This is a genomic window from Streptomyces pristinaespiralis, from assembly GCF_001278075.1.
Taxonomy (GTDB): Bacteria; Actinomycetota; Actinomycetes; order Streptomycetales; family Streptomycetaceae; genus Streptomyces; species Streptomyces pristinaespiralis.
In genome coordinates this window covers 4,522,725-4,539,439 of the sequence record NZ_CP011340.1, presented here as the reverse complement: position 1 = coordinate 4,539,439, position 16,715 = coordinate 4,522,725, and the positions used below count along the sequence as shown (strand labels likewise).

The window sequence follows — 16,715 nt, the reverse complement described above, 5'->3', positions numbered from 1 at the left end:
CTCAGCCTGTGGTCCGTCTGTGAGCCGGTGCCGGCGGGGCCGGCGGCAGGGCGGGGTGCGAGTTCGGCGCGCCCGGTGCGGCGGGGCCGACGGCAGGACCGGGCGCTGCAGGTGCGGGCGCGGCAGGTGCGGCGGGCAGCGTGACGGCGAACACCGTGCGGCCGGGGGCCGAGCGCACCGTCACGGCGCCGTCGTGGGCGGCCACGACGGCGTGCACGATGGCGAGCCCGAGGCCGGTGCTGCCGGCCTGGCGCGACCGGGAGGCGTCGCCACGGGCGAAGCGCTCGAAGATGTGCGGCAGCAGGCCCTCCGGGATGCCCGGCCCGTCGTCCTCGACCTCGAGCACAACGGCCGGGACCGGGCCGTGCGCCGGGGGAGCGACGGACGCCGGGACCGGGCCGTGCGCCGGGGGAGCGGCGGACGCCGGTGCCGGGCCGGAAACCGGGGGAGCGGCGGAGACAGGCGCGCGGTCGCGCGCCGGGGCGGCGGCCGGCCCGGTGAGGCGCACGCGCGCCGTGACGGTGGTGCCCGGCGGGGTGTGGGTGCGGGCGTTGGCGAGCAGGTTGACGAGGACCTGCTGGATCCGGGGCGCGTCGCCCCGGATCGCCGCCGGCCGGGACGGCAGCTCCAGCCGCCACGCATGGCCCGGTCCCGCCGCCCTGGCGTCCGCGACCGCGTCCACGACCAGCGGTGAGAGATCGGTGCTCTCGACACAGAGCGGCCGTCCGGCATCGAGTCTGGCCAGCAGCAGCAGATCCTCCACCAGTCCCGTCATACGCGTCGCCTCCGCCTCGATACGGCCGAGCGCGTGCCGGGTGTCCGGACCCGCCGCTTCCTTCTCCCGGCCCCGCCGCGTCAGTTCGGCGTACCCGCGGATGGACGCGAGCGGCGTGCGCAGCTCGTGGCCGGCGTCCGCGACGAACTGCCGTACCCGTGTCTCGCTCTGCTGCCGTGCCGCCAGCGCCGAACCGACGTGGCCGAGCATGCGGTTCACCGCCGCCCCCACTTGTCCGACCTCGGTCCGCGGATCCGCCAGCGCCTCCGGCACCCGCTCGAGCAGGGACACCTCGCCGCTGTGCAACGGCAGTTCGGACACCCGCGTCGCGGTCGCGGCCACCCGCCGCAGCGGGCGCAGGGCCACTCCCACCATGCCGGCGCCCGCGATCCCGGCGGCGACCAGCCCTGCACCGGTGACGCACACCTCGACCAGCACGAGCGCCCCGAGCGCGTTCCGCACGTCCTTGGTCGGGACGCCGACGAGGAAGGCGCCACGTACACCGCTCGCGTAGGTCACCCGGTACCCGCCCATCCCCGGCAGGTCCACGGTGTGCGGCTTCTCGTCGCGCACCACGGCGGCCAGTGCCTTCGTCTGCGCCGCGTCGAGCACGCTCTCTGTCGGTTCCGGACCCGACGGCTCCAGCTGGGTGCTCGCCACGGCCCGGACCACGGCGCCGTCGTCCTCGACGACCGCGCCCACCGTCCCGACGGGTGTGCCGCCCCCGGTCACGAAGTCCAGCGGCCCCATGCGCGGCATGTCCGGCGGCCGCGTCGCGTCCACCGCGGGCGGCCCCGAGGCGCGCATCGCCACCGCCGTCAGCCGGGTGTCCAGCTGTCCGTACAGATAGGTGCGGAAGGCGATCGTCGTGACCGTGCCGATCACCGCGCCCACCACGGCGATCAGCAGCACCGCCGAGACCACCAGGCGTGCCCGCAGCGACCACGGCCGCCGCGAGGTCACCTCACTCACCGGGCTTGATCAGATATCCCGCACCGCGCCGCGTGTGGATCATCGGCGGACGGCCCGCGTCGATCTTCCGCCGCAGATAGGAGATGTAGAGCTCGACGACGTTGGCCTGGCCCCCGAAGTCGTAGCTCCACACCCGGTCCAGGATCTGGGCCTTGCTGAGCACTCGGCGCGGATTGCGCATCAGATAGCGCAGGAGCTCGAACTCCGTCGCGGTCAGGTGGATCGACTGCCCGCCGCGTGTGACCTCGTGGCTGTCCTCGTCGAGCGTCAGGTCCCCCACCGCGAGCAGCGACTCGCTGCGCACCGCCGCCGTGCCGGACCGCCGGATCAGGCCGCGCAGCCGTGCCACGACCTCCTCCAGCGAGAACGGCTTGGTCACGTAGTCGTCACCGCCGGCCGTGAGGCCCGCGATCCGGTCCTCGACGGCGTCCCGTGCCGTCAGGAACAGGACGGGCACGTCCGGCGCCTCACGCCGCAGCCGCCCGAGGACGGCGAGCCCGTCCATGTCCGGCAGCATGATGTCGAGCACCACGGCGTCCGGCCTGAACTCCCTCACCGTACGCACCGCACCCGCGCCGTCGCCGGCGCTGCGCACCTCCCAGCCCTCGTACCGCAGGGCCATCGACAGCAACTCGCTCAGCGGCGCCTCGTCGTCCACGACGAGCACCCGCACGGGGCTGCCGTCCGGCCTGAGCATTTCGGTGCGCCCCTGGGGCGAGGTCGTGGTCATGTTCATCAGGCTGTGACATTGCCCTGAGAGGCTTCTTTCCCGAACCTGTGAATTCCCTGAGAAGGTGCGGCTGAGTCAACGGAAACATCCGGGGGTCGTACAGGGAGCGGAACCGGAAGTCTGAAGGCGGTCGGCGTGGGCACGGCACACGAATCCTTCTGGCGGCTACGGCTGCGGCGGACACTCGCCGGGAACGGCGCCGCGCCCGTCCTCGTGCTGGTGGAGGGCACCGCCGGTACGGGCAAGAGCCGCCTCGCCGACGAACTGGCCGCACTCACCGAGGGCACCGAAGCGACCTGCCTGCGGTGGACGTGCGGCGACTCGGGGACCGTGCCGGAGACGGCGGAGCAGCAGGTGCGCGACCGGCCCGTTCTGCTGATCGTCGACGACGTGCACCGCGCGGACGACGATCAGCTGCGCCGGCTCCACCGGATCCTGGAGCAGCCGTGGCCGGGACTGGCCGCAGTGGTCGCCTACCGGCCCGAGGAACTGGCCGTACCCGGCCTTCCGCTGGGGGCCCCGCCGCCCCGCTACCCGCCCGGCCTGACCGTCCTGCGGCACCGGATACGGCCGTGGACGCAGGCAGAGGTCAGGCAGGCCGCGGCGGCCGCCCTCGGCGAGCGCTGTACGGCGGAGGCGGTGGCTCGGCTGCACGAGCGCTCCGGCGGCGTCGCGCAGGTCGTCGTCGACCTGCTCGCGGTACTGCGCGACAGCACCCGGCAGCGGTGCACGGCCGCCGACGTGGACGCCGCGGGCGTGCCCGTGCGGCTGGCCGAGCTGAGTCTCGGCCGGACGGCCGCCCTGCCGCCGGAGCACCGGCCGATCGTCTGGGCCGCCGCCGCATTGGGCGAGCCGGTGGGCCGCGACGAACTCGTCGCCGTGTCGGGACTGGGCCGGGCCCTCGGCAGGGAGGCGCTGCTCACCGCACTCGCCGGCGCGGCGCTGACGGAGTCGGGAGAGGGCCGCTACGGACTGCCCGTTCCTCTGGCGGCCGTCGCGGTGCACGGTTCCGTGCCGGGGCCCGTACGGCAGGAACTGCACGGGCGGGCGGCCGACGTGCTGGCGCACCGGCAGCCCGTGCCCTGGGCGGCACTGGCCGGGCACCACAGAGCCGGCGGCCGGATACGCGGCTGGCTGCGCGCCGTCGAACAGGCCGCGCGGGAGGCGGCGGAGTCGGAGCGGCACCAGGAGGCCATCGGCCTGCTCGAGCAGACCCTCGCCGACCCGGCCGTACCGCCGCAGACCCGTGCCCGGCTGGCCCCGATCCTGGCCCGCAGCGCGGTCGTCGGACTGCGCTCCGACCAGACCGTCCAGGTGCTGACCCAGATCGTCGAGGACGCCGCCCTCCCCGCGGCCGTGCGGGGCGAACTCCGGCTCGACCTGGGGCTGCTGCTGTGCAACCAGGTCGGCATGAGTGACAAGGGCTGGCACGAACTGGAGCGGGCCGCCGCCGAACTGCGCGAGGCCCGGCCCGACCTGTCGGCGCGTGCGATGTCCGCGCTGGTCATGCCCCACTGGCCCGGTTCCTCGCTCGAGGTCCACCAGGGGTGGCTGGAGGACGCGGCCAGGACCGCGGAGGACAGTGGCGACGAAGCCGCCCGCTCGGCCGTCGCCGCCAACCGCGTCGGTCTGGCCATGAGTTGCGGCGACCCGCAGGCCTGGGATCTCGTCACGGAGCTGCCCACGGACAGCCCCGACCCAAGGTCGCGGCTGCACGCGGCCCGCGGTCTGTGCAACGCCGCCGACGCCGCTCTGTGGCTCGGCCACCCGGGGCGGGCGCAGGACCTGCTCACCGAGGGCTTCGAACTGGCCGGCAAGAGCGGCGCGCCCTACACCGAGCACACGGCGCTCGGGACCCGGCTGCGGCTCGAGTGGGTCACCGGACGCTGGGCCGGACTGGCCGACAGGTGCGAGAGCTTCGTCGCCTCCACGGCCGCGATGCCGGTGATCAGCGCGGACGCCCGCCTGGTGCGCGGGCTCCTCGCGCTGGCCCAGGGCGAGTGGGACGCGGCGCTGTCGTGGCTGTCCGGTGTGAACGCCGCGCCACGGGACGAGGCCGCGCCGCCGCTCGCCGCCGCCACCTCGGGAGCCCTGATCCGGCTCGCCCTGGCCCGCCAGGAGCTGCCCGCCGCGGCGCGGGAGGCGCGTGAGGCGTGGGCGAGGGCCCGCCGCAAGGGAATCTGGGTGTGGGCGGCGGACCTGGCGCCCTGGGCCGTCGAGGCACTCGCCCGATCGGGCGACCCGGAAGCGGCACGGGAGGTGATCGCCGAATACACCGCGGGGCTCGAAGGCCGTGACGCCCCCGGGGCCGAGGCCGCGGGCAGCTGGAGCCTCGCCGCGCTGGCCGAGGCCGAGGGCCGGTTGGCCGACGCCGTCCCGTTCTACCGGGCGGCGGCCGCCGCGTACGCGTCGGTGCCCAGCCCGTACGCCCAGGCGCTGACCACGGAGGCTGCGGGCCGCTGCGCCCTGGCGGCGGGCGCCGGACCGACCCGGACGGCTGCGCGGGCGGCCGACGGCCCACCGGAAGCCGACGACGCGGTGGACGCGTGGCACGTGAGCGAGACGGACGCCCGGGGCGCCGCACAAAAGGCGCGCCACGAACAGGCCGTCGCGGACCTGACCTCCTGCACACGGCAGTTCACCGACCTCGGTGCCGTGTGGGACGCCGCTCGCGCCCGGGCCCTGCTCCGTTCGTACCAGCCCGCCAAGGAGACGCGCCCGCCTGGCCGGCCCTCGTACGGCGACCGTCTCTCGCCGCGTGAGCGCGAGGTCGCCGAGCTCGCGGGGACCGGGCTGACGAACCGGGAGATCGCGACGACGCTGCATCTGTCCCCGCGCACGGTGGAGCAGCACGTCGCACGGGCGATGCGCAAACTCGGCACCGCGTCGCGGCAACATCTCGCCAGGATCATCGACACGGCCGTGCTGCCGGAGACTTCGAACGCCCCCGTAAACAGTGACTAATCGGACCGTTGTGCTGACGACCAGGGGTTAATCAGGTATCCGTAGCGGCACCCCCCCGGATAGGCGAGTGTGCATTTCCGGCCGTAGGTTCCATGCCCATCGGTCGGTCGAACGCGCATCCACAGCGGGGGAGCTGTCAGCGCGTCCGACCGTCCGGTGACACGAGCGGCTGAAGGGGGCCGTGTACGGGTGTTCTCGGCCCACCCAGCCGACGGCCCCCGCACCGTGCGTCCCCGGCATCCGGACACGAGCGCGCACCCCGATCCACCTGCGCTCGACGACGGGGCTCCCTTCGCTGCCCGCTCGGACGGCCGCCCCCTCACAACCCCCTGCACCCTGTCAGCGGCCACAGGAACACCCCGGATTGTCATGCACTGAACCAGGTATGCCCTGGTTCGTGCTGCCGGGTCGAACCCTCGAAAGGCAACGCCTTGAACGGTCCAAGACTCATACGCACGTCCCTCCTCGCGGCAACCGCCACCGCGATGCTCTGCGTCGGCACGGCCACCTCGGTCGCCGCGCCCACCGCTGCCCCGGACGCCGCCCCGGCACCCTCGGCCCCGGCCGGCCAGGCCCCCGTCGAGCGCCTCATCGTCGGCTACAAGTCGATGACGACAGAGGCCAACTCCGACTCCGCGGCCGCCAAGGACGCCGAGGCCAAGGGCAAGAAGGCCGGCGAGTCCCTCGACTTCGACCGCCGCCTCGGCACCGGAGCCGCCCTGGTCGACCTCGGCGGAGAGCTCGGCAAGAAGGACGCCGACGATGTGATGGCCGCCTTCCGCGCCGACCCGGACGTCGCCTACGTCGTCCCCGACCGCCGGGTGTACGCCGCGGCCGTGAACCCGAACGACACCGAGTACCAGCGCCAGTGGGACCTGTTCGAGTCGGCCGCCGGCATGAACGTCCCCGGTGCCTGGGACAAGGCCACGGGCGAGGGCGTCAAGGTCGCCGTCATCGACACCGGCTACGTCGCCCACTCCGATCTCGCCGGCAACGTGATCGCGGGCTACGACTTCATCTCCGACCCGTTCATGGCGAACGACGGCGGCGGCCGCGACAGCAACGCCGCCGACCCGGGCGACTGGATGCTGCAGGGCGAGTGCGGCAACAACTACCCCGAGCGCGACACCACCAGCTCCTGGCACGGCACCCACGTGGCGGGCACCATCGCCGCCACCACGAACAACAGCAAGGGCATCGCCGGCATCGCGTACAACGCGACCATCCAGCCGGTCCGCGTGCTCGGCAAGTGCGGCGGCACGACGGCCGACATCATGGACTCCATCACCTGGGCCTCCGGCGGCACCGTCTCGGGCGTGCCGAACAACCCGAACCCCGCCGACGTCATCAACATGAGCCTCGGCGGCAGCGGGGCCTGCGACTCCGGCACCCAGAGCGCCATCAACGCCGCCGTGAACCGCGGCACCACCGTCGTCGTGGCGGCCGGCAACAGCAACGCCAACGCGGCCAACTTCAACCCGGCGAACTGCAGCAACGTCATCACCGTCGCCGCGTCCGACCGTGAGGGCAACCGCGCCTCCTACTCGAACTACGGCACCATCGTCGACATCACCGCCCCCGGCGGCGAGACCGCGGTGAGCTCCGCCAACGGCATCTGGTCCACGCTGAACAGCGGCACCCGCAGCCCGAGCACCGAGAACTACAAGGCGTACCAGGGCACCAGCATGGCCGCCCCGCACATCGCCGGCCTCGCCGCGCTGATGTACCAGGCCAACCCGTCCGTCACGCCGGCCCAGGTCGAGAGCTCGATCAGGAGCAACGCCCGTACGCTGCCCGGCACCTGCTCCGGCGGCTGCGGCGCGGGCCTCGCCGACGCCGCCCGCACCCTCGGCGCGTCCGGCGGCACCGACCCGCAGCCGCCCACCGGCAGCGTGTTCACCAACGCCAACAACGTGAACATCCCGGACACCAAGACCCCGGTCACGTCGTCCCTCGCGGTGACGGGCATCAGCGGCAACGCTCCGGCCGACCTCCAGATCGCCGTGGACATCAAGCACACCTACCGCGGTGACCTCAAGATCGAGATCGTCGCCCCGAGCGGTGCGTCCGCGGTGCTGCAGAACACCTCCAGCGACAGCGCGGACAACGTCATCACCACCTACACGGTCGACGCCTCCGGTGTCGCCGCGAGCGGCACCTGGAAGCTGCGCGTCACCGACATGTACAGCGGTGACACCGGCTACATCGACTCCTGGAGCCTGACCTTCTGACAGGTCCACACCTCCAGGCCGACTCAGGGGCCTGCCGATGTCGAGGAGGGCATCGGCAGGCCCCTGCACCATGTTCTAGGCGCCCAGCAGCCGCGCCCCGTTGTCGTGGCAGACGGCCCGCAGCCAGTCGTCGCCGAGCCCGAGCCGCTCCAGCACCCGCAGCTGATGCGCGTACGGGTACGGGATGTTCGGGAAGTCCGTGCCCAGCACGATCCGGTCCCCCAGGTCGGCCAGGCGCGACCGCTCCCCCACCGGGAACGGCGCGAAGGCCTCGCTGAAGTCCGTGAACGCCATCGTCGTGTCCAGCCGGACCTCCGCGTAACGCCCGGCCAGGTCCAGGAAGTCGCCGTACTCGGGCATGCCCATGTGCGCCACCACCAGCCGCAGCCGGGGATGGCGCGCCAGCAACCGCCCGACCGGCTCCGGCCCGGTGTGCTTGCCGGGGGCGGGACCCGAACCGCAGTGCATCACCACCGGCACCCGCGCCTCGGCGAGCAGCCCCCAGACCGGGTCCAGCAGCGGGTCGCCCGGGTCGTACGCCCCCACCTGCAGATGGGACTTGAAGATCCGCGCCCCGCCCTCGACCGCCTCCCGTACATAACGGTCCACGCCCTCCTCGGGAAAGAGCGTCGCCGTGTGCACGCAGTCCGGCGTCCTCGCCGCGAAGTCGGCCGCCCAGCCGTTGAGCCAGGCCGCCATCCCGGGCTTGTGCGGGTAGAGCATCGAGGTGAAGGCCCGCACGCCGAAATCCCGCAGCAGCGCGACCCGTTCCTCCTCCTCGTGCCGGTAGGTGATCGGCCACTCCATACCGGTCATCGGGCCGACGGCGTCGAAGTAGGCCCACACCTTCCGCAGTACGCGCTCCGGCATGAAATGCGTGTGCACGTCCACGAGCCCCGGCAGGCCCAGCCGCTGCCAGAACCGCCGTACCTCAGCCGCCGCGTCCTGCGCGGATCCGTTGCTCATGACAGCCACCTTCCGTCCCCGGTCGGTCCGGCGTCCAGATCGATCACCGACGAGATCGGTCGAGCGCCGGACCCGCGGACGCGGACGGCGGCGGACCCGTTCCTGGAGCGGCACTCCCGATCCGGGGAACGGCGGTCCCGGTCAAGGGGTACGGCGGTCCCGTTCCGGGAGGAGGTCAGAACAGGCCGCCCTGCACGCCGTCCTCCCGCACACCGGCCGTGGGCACGCTCAGCGCCTCGCCCTCCCCGGCGCCGACCAGGTCCCACCCGGTCATCAGCCGGGTGTCGACCACGACGATCCCGTCCCTCGCCGTCCGCAGATGCAGATCCGGCCCGGCCACGGCCAGCAGCCGGCCCGCGACCGCCCCGCCGTCCACCAGCTCGCGCACCACCGCGTCGGCGGCCGGCAGCCCGTCGAGCCCGAACACCCCGACGTGGTCCACCGCCTCGAACGCGATCGGCTCCAGGGACTCCGCCCACCCCGACAGCGCCAGCGCGCGCCGATGCAGTCCGGCCACCTCCGCGATCCGCTCGTCCGGCCCCGGCAACGCGGCCCGCACGGCCCGCTTGCGGGCGTACGGGATCCGGTCGGGCACACCCAGCGCCGCCCGCAACAACTCCTCCGTGCGCCGCGCCGCCATCAGCGGGCCCCGCCCCAGCCAGGCGAACACCACGGCGCCCTGCTCGAGCAGCCGGGCCGGGCCGCGTTCCTCCGCGGTGATGCCGACCTTCGTCATGCCCGGCCCGAACCAGGCCAGGTACACCCGGTACGTACGGGGATCGTCAGGCACCGCGTCAGCGGCCACCGAGTGCGCCCGGTCCAGCCGCGCACACTCCGGGCACCGCGCCCGGGTCGCCCGGCCGGGCACCATCGCGCCCATCGGGCACGTGTTCCCCCGCGCACCGACACAGCGGCGGGCGCCCTCCGCCCGGAAGCCGAGGCCCTTGCCGAGGGCGAGCGGGCTGACCCGCCCGCCCTCCCAGCGCAGCACACTCACCCGCGCCCCACTCGGCCAGCCGACCCCGGCACACCGCCAGCCCATACCCACCTCCACAGGGTGAACGCCGGTCCTTCTGCCTCCCTGCGCGACGGCCACCGCTTCGCACCACGCACGCGAGAGGGCCCCCGGATCTCTCCAAGGGCCCTCTCGCCTGCTGCGCATTCGGCAGGGTGTGCGCCTGCGACCGTCTCGAAACCACCGGCGTGTGCGCCGTCCGTACAGGGCCCTGTGGCGACCCTATCGGCACCGCTGACGCCCGACGCGCCGCACCTGCGGCCCGCGAGTGGTGCCCGCGGGGTCTGCCGTGGCCCGTGCCGCACACTTCTCCCATGCGCGTGGAGAACACGACCCGGGCCCTCGCCCTTCGCCTCGGTGTGACCGCCCTGGCGTTGGCCGCATCACCGGTGCTGCTGCTCGCCGGAGGGCCTCTCCGCCGACAGTACCTCCGCCATGCCTACCGGTCCGGCACCCGGGGTCTGGTGTGCAAGGAGGAAGGCTGGGTCCGACCCGCCTACTTCGTGGCGACCAACTCGGCCCTGCGCGTCCTGTGCCTGCCCAGCGAGCGTCTGCTCGGGAAGATCCGTCATGCCGGTCTCCCCTCAAGACGTCATCCCACGGGCGACGCAGCCGGGGACGACGTCGACGGCACCCGCTGACGCGAGAAGCCCCCCGGACATGTCCAGGGGGCTTCTCGTCCGCCCGGCGTTCTCCTCAGGGCGCTGCGGTCTCCCGACCCGCCCCGCGGGTGCGGCCCGGCCGGCGACGGAGCCGTGGAGGCTCAGCGGATCACGCGTCGGGGTTCATGCCCTGGGCCGTCTTCTTCAGCCGGTCGATCTGGAGCTTCGCGAGGTCGTTGTAGTTCGGCTTCTCCACGAAGGTGCCGTCGCCGTTCACCACGGCGACGACGCTGCCGATCCGCATCATGACCATGGTCTCGCCATCGGCGTCCTCGAAGGCCTCGGTCTCCTCGGCGCCCGCTTCGATCTTCACCGCCTTCGCCGTCTTACCGTCCACCTCGGCCTTGCTGCGCTCCTCGGTGACCAGCGCCTTGTACGTGGCTCGGGCGTCGCCCGGGCTCTGGAAGGCCAGGATGCCGAAGGCGACCTCACCGTCGAAGTCGGAGCTGTCGCCCCGGCCGCTGTCGTCCGTGTCGAAGTCGGTGGCGCCCATGCTGATCAGCCCACCGCAGTTGGACTCGGTCGATTCGCTGCACTCCTCGACGGCCTCGTCGCCGACCTCGACCTCGATGTCGTCGCCCTCGAAGCCCTTGGGGGCGCTCGCCTTGCTGGGGAGGGCGGTGCGAACCATGTCCGGCGTCAGCGTGACCGGGGGCCTGTCGCCGTCCCCGCGGAAGGCGTCCAGACCGTCGTCCGAATCACCACATGCCGTCAGTGCTGCCATCAGCACCGCTCCGGCCACGATCCCCCGTGCTGCCTTACTCAACGTCAACCCCTCGTATCCATCACCGACTTGACGTGGACACTCAAGCGCATGGGGGCTGAGCACACCAAATGCGTTCCGGCCGTCACCATCTGCTCCGCGCGCCGGACGATGTCGTCCCGTGAGCGTGCCGGGAACCGGGCGGTGCCGGTCGATGCCGGTCGCCCTCGAGGTCCACCCGAAGGTGGCACAGCGCTTCCTGCGGCATGCGCAGATCACCGTGACGGTACGACCCCGACGCAAAAGGCCCCCGGATCTCTCCGGGGGCCTCTCAACTGTGTGCACTCGGCAGGATTCGAACCTGCAACCTTCTGATCCGTAGTCAGATGCTCTATCCGTTAAGCTACGAGTGCTTGTGCTTCCCGGGCTTTTCTGCCTGGTCGGCGTTGCGGGAACAACATTACATGACCTGCGCCGCGACGCGAAATCCATTAGCCGCACCCCATCTGACCTGCGAAAACACCTGAACGGGTGTACCCGCACGGGCTCCGGGACGACCGAAGCCCCGGCCGTGTGGCCGGGGCTTCGGTGATCAGCTGGCGGAGGCGGAGGGATTTGAACCCTCGATGGGCTTTAAGACCCAAACCGCATTAGCAGTGCGGCGCCATAGACCGGACTAGGCGACGCCTCCAGCACACCCGCGCGGGCGCGAGTGTTGCGTGCAGATGATGACACAGCCCAAGGGCGTGTCACCAATCGCCGTCCACGGTACTAGCCCCTGGGCCCGCAGAGCAAAGCGCTTGCGGTTGCGCAACGCCGTGGCGTGAGCAGCGTTAGACATGCCGGGGCCGGTCGCGGCCCCCTCCGGACACGTGAATCTTCAGGAGCCCCCATGCTGCGCCGCCTCGTCCTCACCGCAACCGCGTCCGTCGCCGCGCTGGCCTCGGCCGTTCCCACCGCCGGGGCGGTCGTGCTCTCACCGCCGCCGCTGCCCCTTCCGCTGCTGGAGAGACCGTCCGCCGAGCAGCCCGACCGGCTGACAGTGATCGTCTCGGCGAGCGGGAACACCCGGACGGACGGCCGGTACGAGCTGGAGTGCGGACCGGCCGGCGGGACGCACCCCTCCGCCGAGTCGGCCTGCAGCCGCCTCGAGGAGCTCGCGCGGGAGCAGCAGGACCCGTTCGCCCCGGTGGCCGAGGACCAGATGTGCACCCAGCAGTTCGGCGGGCCGGCCACGGCGCGGGTCACCGGTACCTGGCAGGGGCGGCAGGTGGACGCCACCTTCGACCGGAGCAACGGCTGCGAGATCTCACGCTGGCAGACACTCGAGCCCGTGCTGCCGAACACCAGGTCATAGGCCGACGGCGGACGCCATGTGCACACAACCTTGGTGAGAGCTCCCCCTCATCCGCCGTCCGAGCCCCGGCCGGTGCCCTTAGACTCCCTTCAGTGACAGGCCGAGGCCCGAGGGGCAGTATGGGACCGGCCGTCCGCAATACGCAGTAGGTCAGGGAGGAACCGTCGTCGTGAGCAGCAGGCCATCCCGAGGCGCTGCTCGCCTCGCAGCCATACTCGACGCCCTTCCGGACGGGCTCGTTCTCGTCAATGCCAACGGCACGGTCGTCAACGCCAACACCATCGCCCTCGAGCTTTTCGAGACCCCCGGGACCGCATTGGTCGGACGGGGTCTCCTCGATCTGCTGCCCGAGTTCGACTCTCGGCTGATCCCGGGGTCGATGCGCCGGCCCGACTCCGCCGACCAGCGGGGGCGGACCAAGCCCACCCGCATGATCGCGCGGCGTACGGACGGCGGCGAGTTCCCCGTAGAGGTGACCAGCGCCAGCCTGGAGGACGGGCGCGAGGCGTACGACTCCTACAACGCGTACACCGGCGACGAGCTGCTGATGCTCGTCGTCCGCGATCTGTCGGGCACCGTGGACACCGAGGCGGAGCTGGCGCGTTCGCAGCGGCAGACCGAGATGATCCTCCGGGCGGCCTCCGAGGGTGTCGTGGGCACCGACACCGACGGACGGGTCGTCCTGGTCAACCCGGCCGCCGCCCAGATCCTCGGGTTCCGCGCCAGCGACCTCGGCGGCCAGGAGCTGCATCCGCTGATCCTGCACTCGCGCGCGGACGGCGAGCCGTTCCCTTACGAGGAGTCGCCGCTCGCCGACACCCTCAAGTCCGGGCGCAAGCACCGGGTGCGCGGCCAGGTGCTGTGGGCGAAGAACGGCTCCAGGGTCGCCGTCGACCTGACGACGGCGCCGGTGCGCGACGGGGACCAGCTGGTCGGCGCGGTGATGACGTTCACCGACCGGCGGCCGTACGAGGAGCAGGCAGAGAAGCACGCCGCCGAACTGGCGGAGACGACGGAGCGGCTCACGGCGGAGATCGCCGCCGCCTCCGAGCGCCACGCGACCGAGCTGGCCGCCAAGATCGAGCACTACGAGGCCGAGCTGGCGGACAAGGCCGACCGCTACACGGCCGAGCTGGAAGCCGGCTCCGAGCGGTACGCGGAGCTGGCCGCCCGGCACGCGCAGCTGACCGCGGTGCTCGGGGAGTCGCTGCGCGGCCCTCTGGAGGAACTGCGCACGGAACTGGGCACGCTGGCGGCCGACCCGGCCGGACAGCTGTGGCCGGAGGCGAACCAGATCCTGCACCACCTGGCCGCCGGCTACGCCCGGATGACGACGCTCGTCGACAGCGTCCTCGGCTATCAGCGCCTCGACACGGGCGCGGAACAGCTGACGAAGGCCAACGTCCTGCTCGACGCGGTCGTCGCGGCCGGCGTCGAGGGCGCGATCGAGCTCATCGGCCCCGGACGCGCCCAGTTCGCGGTGCACGCGCCCCCGATAGAGGCGGAGGTCGACGGGGCACGGCTGGCCACGGCGCTCGCGCACCTGGTGGCCGACGTGGCCGGTGTCGACTCGACCGGAAAGGCCAAGCTCGCTCCCGGTGGCGGCTACGTGGACTCGACGGTCGTCGTCGCGGCCGCCCAGCGCGGTGACGTCGTCCGGATCGAGGTGCGCGGGCCGTTCGCCGGGGGAGACCCGGTGCACGAGCCGATCGTCCGCGGGATCGTACGGGCGCACGGCGGTGTGCTGCAGACGCACGAGGTGCCCGGGATGAGCGGCAGCGCGTACGTGCTCGAGGTGCCGCTCGGCGAGGGCGCGGGGACGGTCGTCCCGCCCGCCCCTGCCGCGGGTCAGCTGCCCGCGCTGCCGGCGCAGCAGTCGCCGTCCGAGCAGTCCGGGCCGTCCGGGCCTGTCATGGCTTCGGCGAACACGACGACCGGCGGCGGCGGACGCCGACGGGCCCGGCGTGCCTCCACGGACGCGTTCCTGGAGAGCCCCGTGGCCATGGAGGACCCGGTGGCCGCGCAGCCGACCGGGCGGCGCCGGGCGACGCAGGCGGACGCCGAGTTCATTCCCGCCCAGGACACCGGGGAGGGACCTGCCCGGAGGAGCATCGAGGGCCCGGCCGAGGGCCAGGGCGGCAGCGGGGGGACCGGGCGCCGGCGTGGACGCCCCAGCCCCGCCGAGAACGCGGCCGTGGCCGTGCAGCCCGCGGAAGGCTCCGTGGTGACCGCCGCGGAGGGCGCGGGCGGACGCGCGGCGCTCGGGGAGACCGTGCCGCCGCAGGGCGTACCGGTCGACGCGCACGGCATGCAGGCGGCGCCTTCCGGGCGGCGCGCGCGGAGGGCCGTCGAGAGCGGCCTGCCCTCACCGGCGGGCCCCGAGCAGACCCGGCAGGCGCCGCAGCCCGGCGGCCGGCGAGCCAGGCGGGCGCTGGCGGCGGCACCGGCCGACGCCGAGAGCGCGGCACCGCGGAGCGCGTTCGCACTGCCGCCGGCGGAGGCGGACCGGCTCCCCGCGGGAGCGGTCAGGCCCGAGGGCCCCGCGGCGGAACGGCACGACGCTGTCGCGTCGGCTCCGGACACCACGCAGCACACGCCTCCGCAGCAGCATCCGGCACCGACCGGGCGCAGGCGGGCCCGTAACGAGGGGCAGCCGACCCCGCCGCCGCAGGCCCAGGTTCCCGGAGCTCCGGGAGGGCCCACGGCGGCCGGTCGGGCCGCGTGGGGGCAGGAAGCCGCTCTCCCCGGCGGTCCCGCCCACAGTCCTTCCGAGGCCGGTCCTTCCGGCGCCGACACGGACGGCAGCGGTACGGCCGGTGCCGGTACGGACGGCGTCTCCGCCGTCGCCGGACCGCCCGCCGCAGCCGGGCACCCGGTGGCCGGCCAGGGCTTCGCCACGCCCGCGCAGACGTCCGACACCGGTTCCGTATCACTGCCCCTGCCGCCTGCCGTCGTTCAGCCGCCGGAGGACGCGGGGCAGCAGGACCAGGACGGGAACGCCGCCCAGCAGGCCGGAGCGCTGCCACCTGCCCGGACACCCCGGCCGGCGCCCGCGCGGGTCGCCCAGCCCCTCCCGGAGGAGCAGCCGGTACCGGCCGACTCGACGCAGGGGCGTGCGTTCAGCGTGCGCACCCTCGGCCAGGGCGTGCCGTTCGCCCAGCACCTCACCCAGCAGCAGAACCAGACGCTCGGATCCGGCCGCCGCAGGAAACTGGGCACCCGTCCGGACAGCGAGCAGGCCGAACTCACCGCCAGGCCCCACCCGCAGCCCGCCGCGGCACCGGTGCCCGCGCCCGTTCCGCCCGCCGGACCGCAGAGCGGACCCCGGCTCCCCGCCGACCGCGCGGACAGCCGCTCCGAGGGGCGGTCCTACGCGATAGGGGCACCCGACGAAGGCGCGGAGGGGCCCGAGCCGCTGGACGGGCCCGGAGGTGCGGTCGAGGTCGCCAACCAGCCGCAGCCGCAGCCCGTCGACGACGAACTGCCCCCGGAGCCGCTGGACAACCCGCGTCGGCTGCTGGTGTGGCCCGCGCCCGACGTCTCGACCCAGCAGGCGCTGAGCGACCGTGGTTACCGGCCCGTCGTCGTGCACTCCCGCGAGGAGGTCGACGCGCAGATCGCGGCGTTCCCGGCCGCCCTGTTCGTGGACCCGCTCACCGGGCCGATCACCCGGACCGCCCTGCAGTCGCTGCGCCAGGCCGCGGTGGCCGCCGAGGTCCCGGTGCTGGTGACGGCCGGTCTCGGGCAGGCGACGCGGGAGGCCGCGTACGGCGCCGACCCCGCCGTACTGCTCAAGGCCCTGGCGCCCAGGGACAGCGAGCAGCACCCGTCGCGGGTGCTGCTGATCGAGGAGCACGAGGAGATCGCCCTCGCGCTGACGTCCACGCTGGAGCGGCGCGGCATGCAGGTCGCGCGCGCCGGCGCCGATGCGGACGCCGTCACCCTCGCCTCCCAGATGCGGCCGAACCTGGTCGTGATGGACCTGATGCAGGTGCGCCGCCGGCGTGCCGGGATCATCGACTGGCTGCGCGCGAACGGCCAGTTGAACCGCACTCCGCTCGTCGTCTACACCTCGGCCGGCCTCGACCCGGCGGAGCTGCCGCGGCTGTCCTCGGGGGAGACGGTGCTCTTCCTCGCGGAACGCTCGACGAGCAGCGAGGTCCAGGCGCGCATCGTGGACCTGCTCGCGAAGATCGGCACCAACTGACGCGCTGACGCGAAGGGGCCGGCGGTGTCGACCGCCGGCCCTTTCTGCTCCGCTGGTACCCGTGCCGCCGGAGCGGCCAGGGGTCCGTGCCGTGACTGCCGCGCCCCCGGAGCGCGCTCTCCTACGGCTCCGG

10 protein-coding genes and 2 tRNA genes are annotated in these 16,715 nt (G+C 73.5%); 5 read left to right on the top strand and 7 right to left on the bottom strand.

Translation table 11 applies throughout. The features are described from left to right. Position 1: 1 nt before the first annotated feature. Together SPRI_RS19230 and SPRI_RS19225 are read right to left on the bottom strand one after the other, a co-directional pair. Entirely contained in the window at positions 2-1,747 is a 1,746-nt protein-coding gene (locus tag SPRI_RS19230) for a sensor histidine kinase (RefSeq protein WP_238996232.1), read from the bottom strand. Further along, positions 1,740-2,477, bottom strand: coding sequence for a response regulator transcription factor (locus SPRI_RS19225; protein WP_037776575.1), 738 nt, complete (start codon positions 2,475-2,477; stop codon positions 1,740-1,742). The genes SPRI_RS19230 and SPRI_RS19225 overlap by 8 nt, the downstream gene beginning before the upstream one ends. Positions 2,478-2,612: 135 nt before the next feature. Here SPRI_RS19225 and SPRI_RS19220 point away from each other — a divergent pair, with 135 nt between their 5' ends. Both SPRI_RS19220 and SPRI_RS19215 read left to right on the top strand, forming a co-directional pair. Further along, positions 2,613-5,441: a helix-turn-helix transcriptional regulator gene (locus tag SPRI_RS19220; RefSeq protein ID WP_238996231.1), complete on the top strand. Its 2,829-nt coding sequence runs from the start codon at positions 2,613-2,615 to the stop codon at positions 5,439-5,441. A 485-nt stretch (positions 5,442-5,926) separates the two neighbouring features. Then, complete coding sequence (locus SPRI_RS19215; RefSeq protein WP_005315234.1) at positions 5,927-7,672, top strand: S8 family peptidase; 1,746 nt, start codon at positions 5,927-5,929, stop codon at positions 7,670-7,672. A gap of 75 nt (positions 7,673-7,747) precedes the next feature. Here SPRI_RS19215 and SPRI_RS19210 read toward each other — a convergent pair whose 3' ends face one another. Further along, on the bottom strand, positions 7,748-8,638 hold the full coding sequence (locus tag SPRI_RS19210) for an amidohydrolase family protein (RefSeq protein WP_005315229.1): 891 nt from the start codon (positions 8,636-8,638) through the stop codon (positions 7,748-7,750). A gap of 175 nt (positions 8,639-8,813) precedes the next feature. Further along, the gene (locus SPRI_RS19205) at positions 8,814-9,680 is read right to left on the bottom strand and encodes a DUF2797 domain-containing protein (RefSeq protein WP_005315226.1); all 867 of its coding nucleotides are present in this window, start codon (positions 9,678-9,680) and stop codon (positions 8,814-8,816) included. A gap of 287 nt (positions 9,681-9,967) precedes the next feature. On the opposite strand from SPRI_RS19205, the gene SPRI_RS19200 reads away from it, so the two are divergent. Further along, positions 9,968-10,294, top strand: a complete 327-nt coding sequence (locus SPRI_RS19200; RefSeq protein WP_005315222.1) for a hypothetical protein — start codon at positions 9,968-9,970, stop codon at positions 10,292-10,294. Positions 10,295-10,424: 130 nt separating this feature from the next. On the opposite strand, the gene SPRI_RS19195 is transcribed toward SPRI_RS19200, so the two are convergent. From SPRI_RS19195 to SPRI_RS19185, 3 genes are all read right to left on the bottom strand, one after another. Continuing rightward, positions 10,425-11,081 carry a hypothetical protein gene (locus SPRI_RS19195; protein WP_158685174.1) on the bottom strand — a complete coding sequence of 219 codons (657 nt, stop codon included), beginning with the start codon at positions 11,079-11,081 and terminating at the stop codon, positions 10,425-10,427. Between the two features lie 277 nt (positions 11,082-11,358). Then, positions 11,359-11,431, bottom strand: a tRNA-Arg gene (locus SPRI_RS19190). Between the two features lie 184 nt (positions 11,432-11,615). Next, positions 11,616-11,709: transfer RNA gene (locus SPRI_RS19185), tRNA-Ser, on the bottom strand. Positions 11,710-11,910: 201 nt separating this feature from the next. On the opposite strand from SPRI_RS19185, the gene SPRI_RS19180 reads away from it, so the two are divergent. Both SPRI_RS19180 and SPRI_RS19175 read left to right on the top strand, forming a co-directional pair. Then, complete coding sequence (locus SPRI_RS19180; protein ID WP_005315219.1) at positions 11,911-12,375, top strand: SSI family serine proteinase inhibitor; 465 nt, start codon at positions 11,911-11,913, stop codon at positions 12,373-12,375. 169 nt (positions 12,376-12,544) lie between these two features. After that, positions 12,545-16,582, top strand: a complete 4,038-nt coding sequence (locus SPRI_RS19175) for a PAS domain-containing protein (RefSeq protein WP_053557122.1) — start codon at positions 12,545-12,547, stop codon at positions 16,580-16,582. The last annotated feature ends 133 nt before the right edge of the window (positions 16,583-16,715 follow it).